5 protein-coding genes are annotated in these 4,981 nt (G+C 38.3%); 4 read left to right on the top strand and 1 reads right to left on the bottom strand.

The features are described from left to right. Positions 1-551, top strand: a 551-nt coding sequence (locus WBN20_RS10120) for a P-loop NTPase (RefSeq protein WP_424281595.1), incomplete at its 5' end; no start/stop codon positions are given. Positions 552-553: 2 nt separating this feature from the next. Continuing rightward, on the top strand, positions 554-793 hold the full coding sequence (locus WBN20_RS10115) for a NifU family protein (protein WP_424273029.1): 240 nt from the start codon (positions 554-556) through the stop codon (positions 791-793). Positions 794-853: 60 nt separating this feature from the next. Here the strand turns inward: WBN20_RS10115 and WBN20_RS10110 are convergent, their stop codons facing one another. Further along, positions 854-2,590: an ABC transporter ATP-binding protein gene (locus WBN20_RS10110; protein ID WP_424281594.1), complete on the bottom strand. Its 1,737-nt coding sequence runs from the start codon at positions 2,588-2,590 to the stop codon at positions 854-856. A gap of 151 nt (positions 2,591-2,741) precedes the next feature. Between WBN20_RS10110 and WBN20_RS10105 the strand changes: the two genes are divergently transcribed. Both WBN20_RS10105 and WBN20_RS10100 read left to right on the top strand, forming a co-directional pair. After that, complete coding sequence (locus WBN20_RS10105; protein WP_424273949.1) at positions 2,742-2,951, top strand: alkylphosphonate utilization protein; 210 nt, start codon at positions 2,742-2,744, stop codon at positions 2,949-2,951. Between the two features lie 40 nt (positions 2,952-2,991). After that, positions 2,992-4,981, top strand: a 1,990-nt coding sequence (locus WBN20_RS10100) for a penicillin acylase family protein (RefSeq protein WP_424281593.1), incomplete at its 3' end; no start/stop codon positions are given.

Genomic DNA, 4,981 nt, shown 5'->3' with positions numbered 1-4,981 from the left:
CTTCAAAAGCTTTAAATCAAATGATTTTTGATGCACATTGGGAAGAATTGGATTTTATGCTGGTAGATTTACCACCGGGTACAGGAGATATACATTTAAGTATTATGCAATCTATGCCAATTACTGGCGCTGTTGTTGTGAGTACACCCCAGGAAGTAGCACTGGCAGATGCACGTAAAGGCGTAGCAATGTTTAAACAGGATGCCATCAATGTACCTGTTTTAGGAATTGTTGAAAATATGGCTTACTTTACCCCTGAGGAGCTGCCAGACAACAAATATTATATCTTTGGAAAAGCGGGGGCAAAAAATCTTGCCACTGATCTGAAAGTTCCATTTTTGGGAGAGATTCCTTTAGTTCAGAGTATTCGTGAGGCTGGAGATATTGGAAGGCCTGCTGCTCTTCAAACAGCCACTCCGGTAGAAAAGGCATTTGAGGAACTTACAAAAAATGTGGTTCAGGAAGTTGTTTCACGAAACAAAAGTTTACCTCCTACTGAAGCAATTAAAATAACGACAATGGCTGGTTGTGCTGCTGTTAAAAAGAAATAATCATGACAACTGAGGAACTCAAAAGTACTGTTGAAAAAGCGTTGGATGAAATTCGTCCTTTTTTACAAAGTGATGGGGGAGATATTTCTTTAGTATCTATAGACAATGATAAATTGGTTACAGTAAAGCTGGAAGGAAATTGTGTAGGGTGCAGTGTTAACCAAATGACGCTGAAGAGTGGGGTGGAAATGACAATTAAAAAACATGCTCCACAGATAGAAAAAGTGATCAACATTCCTTAGAATATACATCTCTTAGCATATTACTGACAAGACAATTGTATCAAGATGAGTCTGTATAACTTAAATCCTTGCCTGATAGGTAAATAAGTTGTAGTATCTCCCTTTTTTCTCAATTAGTGATTCATGTGTACCTTGTTCAACAATTCTGCCATTCTCAATTACTAGAATCTGATCAGCTTTTCTAATGGTACTCAATCGATGGGCAATTACAAAAGTCGTTCTTCCTTCAGTAAGATGCGATAAACTTTTTTGAATTAAAGCTTCGCTTTCTGTATCGAGATTTGAGGTAGCTTCGTCTAAAATCAGAATACGAGGATCGGCTAAAACGGCTCTGGCAATAGCTATTCGCTGTCTTTGACCGCCTGAAAGCTTTATACCCCGCTCGCCAATTAATGTGTCCAAACCATCTTCAAATCGATCTGTAAATTCGTCAACATAGGCAGCTTTAACGGCTTCCAGCAATTGTTCTTCCGAAGCGTCGGGTCTGGGAAATAAAATATTCTCCCGTATGGTTCCTTCAAATAAAAAATCGTCCTGCAGCACCACGCCCAAGTGTTTTCTAAAGCTGTTAAGGTCTACTTTTGATAGATCCTGACCATCTACTGTTATTGTGCCACTCTGCTGGGTTAAGAAACTTGCGGCCAGCCCGGCAATGGTACTCTTACCAGACCCTGAACTTCCTACAAGCGCTACAACAGTACCTGCGTTTACTGAAAAGCTAATATCATGTAATACTTCTTTTTCTTCTTCATATGCGAATGAAACGGAGTCAAATATCATATCTCCCTTAATTCCGTTCAATGCCAGAGTACGTACCTCTTTGTTAGATTCGGGCTGCATATTCATTAATTCCTCTGTTCGATCGAGACCGGCCAGTGCTTCAGTAAGTTGACTACCAATATTACTCATTTGTACTATTGGGGCAATCATCAACCCCAAGAGGAAAGTAAACGTTAAAAATTCGCCCACTGTGAGTTCATCAATCATAATTTTATATCCTCCCATGCCCATTATACCTGTTGTGGCAAGCCCCAAGAGAAAAGTAGAGGAACTGGTCATAAAAGCAGTTGCGGTAAGACTTCTTTTTACATTTTCAAACAACCGGAGTACGCCTTCTTCAAAAACACCTTGTTCCTGGGCTTCAGCGTTAAAGCCTTTGATAACGCGTATTCCTCCCAATGTTTCTGTAAGCCTGCCTGTAACTTCCGCATTAATTTTCCCCCTATTACGGAAAATTGGTCTAATTATTTTAAAGGCTTTTAAAGCAATAATTGCAAAAATAGCAAGGGGAATTAAGGCAAAAAGGGTCATGCTTGTGCTTATATCTAACAGAAGAATTAAAGAGACTACGGCGGTAATGGTTCCTCCTACCAACTGTACCAATCCCGTGCCAATAAGATTACGGACACCTTCTACATCAGTCATTATTCTCGAGACTAATTCACCTGATTTTGTGTTGTCAAAAAAACGAATTGGCAAAGACAATATTTTCTTCTGTACCTGGGCTCGTAATTCAGAGATCATATACTGAGCCTGAACGCTAAGTATTTTTGTTAACAGAAAAGAAGTTACTGCCTGAATTAAAATCGCAAATATGACAACTCCTAAGAGAAGCTTTAGGAATTCCAGGTCTTTATTGGGGATTATGTCATCCATTAAATATTTAAGTGACAGTGGCGCAACAAAACTTGCGGCCTTGCTAACTATTATTAATGCCAAACCTATAAAAACCAGATTCCTTCTGGGCCAAATGATGGTTTTGAATGCTTTTAGGATACTTACTCTTTTGTCGGACATTGGAGATTTAGGTCTATTTTATTAAGAGAGGCTGCAATTTACGGTAAAATTGCCGCCCGATAGTCAAATCCATAAGACCTCGTCAAATTTTAAGGAAGAATTAGCATATAAATTTTAATACTTTTAATTTCACAAATACTTAAATCAAGTTATGGAATCAAAAGACAGCAACGGAAATATTCTTGAAGATGGAGACAATGTTCATGTTATCAAAGATTTGAAGATAAAGGGGATGTCCAAAACATTAAAGCGAGGTAATATTATAAAGAATATAAGGCTAACAAGCAATCCTCAGGAAGTGGAATGTAGAATAGGTAAAAGTCAGATTGTTCTCAAAACCCAGTTTTTGAAAAAGACCTAAAAATGGTTTTATTTTCTTTTTAAAAATAATGGAAGCAACTATGAAAAACCCTCAAATTAAGTATATCAAATTTCTGTCCCTTTCCCTTTTGTTGTGGCTAATAGCGTCCTGCAATACTTCACAGGGCCATTCCGAAATAGATAAATGGGGGGAGCAGGCCGAGAACATTACGATTATAAGAGATGATTTTGGAATCCCCCATATTTATGGTAAAACTGATGCAGATGCTGTATTTGGCTTACTTTATGCGCAATGTGAGGACGACTTTAACAGGGTAGAACAGAATTATATTTGGGCTATTGGCAGATTGGCGGAAATTGAAGGAAAAGAGTCACTATACAGTGATCTCCGGGCAAATATGTTCATGAGCAAAGAAGAAGCAATAGCGAATTATAATAGAAGCCCTGATTGGTTAAAAAAACTCTGTGAGGCATTTGCCGATGGGATTAATTACTATTTACATACCCATCCGGAGGTGAAACCTAAGCTATTAACCAGATTTGAACCCTGGATGCCAATGTATTTTAGTGAAGGCTCAATAGGTGGTGATATTGAACGAATTAATACAAATAAAATACGCGCTTTTTATGAAGATGGAGTGGCATTTAGTAAAACAGAGGAAGCAGAAATTAAAAAACGCGAAGAAGAGTTAGAACCTCAGGGATCTAATGGCATTGCCATCTCCGGAACTTTAACACAAAGTGGTAATGCTATGTTACTCATAAACCCACATACTTCTTTTTATTTCAGGGGAGAAGTACATGTCATAAGTGAGGAAGGCCTTAATGCTTACGGTGCGGTAACCTGGGGACAGTTTTTTGTTTACCAGGGATTCAATGAGAAAACGGGATGGATGCATACATCAACCTATACAGATGTAATGGATGAATATGTTGAGGTAATTGAAGAGAAAGAGGAAGGTCTTTTTTATGTGTATGGAGAAGAATTGCGCCCTGTTATTAAAAAAGAAGTCATCTTAAAATATTCGGATAATGGCGTAATGAAAGAAAAAACATTCCCTATATATAGGACACACCATGGACCTATTACCCATAAAGAAAATGAGTTGCCAGTAGCTTCGGCAATGATGTGGGAACCAATAAAAGCATTGGAACAATCCTATATCAGAACAAAACAAAAGGATTATAAAGGTTTTCTTAATATGATGGATATCCGCACTAACTCCTCTAATAATACTGTATATGCCGATGCCGATGGCAATATTGCATATTTTCATGGAAATTTTGTCCCGGTTCGTGATACCATTTTTGATTTTAGCCTACCTGTCGATGGAAGTAATCCGAAAACTGACTGGAAGGGATTGCATGCTATTGATGAAAATATCTTTGTGTTAAATCCCAAAAACGGATGGATTCAAAATTGTAATTCTACTCCTTTTACGGCCGCCCTGGAAAATAGTCCAAAACGAGAAAATTATCCTAAGTACATGTCCATAGATCAGGAAAATTTCCGTGGTATTCATGCTATTGAATTGCTAAGGAATAAAAGCGGGTATACTATGGATGGCCTTATTTCTCTGGCTTATGATTCATATTTACCCGCGTTTGCAAAATTAATTCCCGGTTTGGTATCTGCTTATGACGAAGCTAAGGCAGAGCTTCCTGAACTTGAAGGAGCGATTAACATATTGCGGAACTGGGATTATAGAACTTCTGAAGAATCTGTAGCAATGACCCTGGCGCATTTCTATGGGACCTTGTATGGTAAAAGAGGAATACGGCCGGCCCCGATGAGCGATATGGAATTAATGTCTTATTTCGGTTCGGAATCACCATTGGAAGAGCGATTGTCAATTTTTAAAGAAGTAGTATCACAATTAGAAAGCGATTTTGGGAATTGGAATATTCCCTGGGGCGAGGTTAACAGGTTTCAGCGTTTAAATGGTGATATCAGACAGGCATTTGATGATAATAAACCCAGTATTCCAATTGGTTTCTCATCTGGTCGCTGGGGTGCTCTGGCTGCTTATGGAGCCAGATATAACAACAATACAAAAAAGATATATGGTA

Source organism: Eudoraea sp., assembly GCF_049665975.1.
Taxonomy (GTDB): domain Bacteria; phylum Bacteroidota; class Bacteroidia; order Flavobacteriales; family Flavobacteriaceae; genus Eudoraea.
Note: the sequence above shows the minus strand (reverse complement) of the source record. Positions and strands in the feature narration are given on the sequence as shown.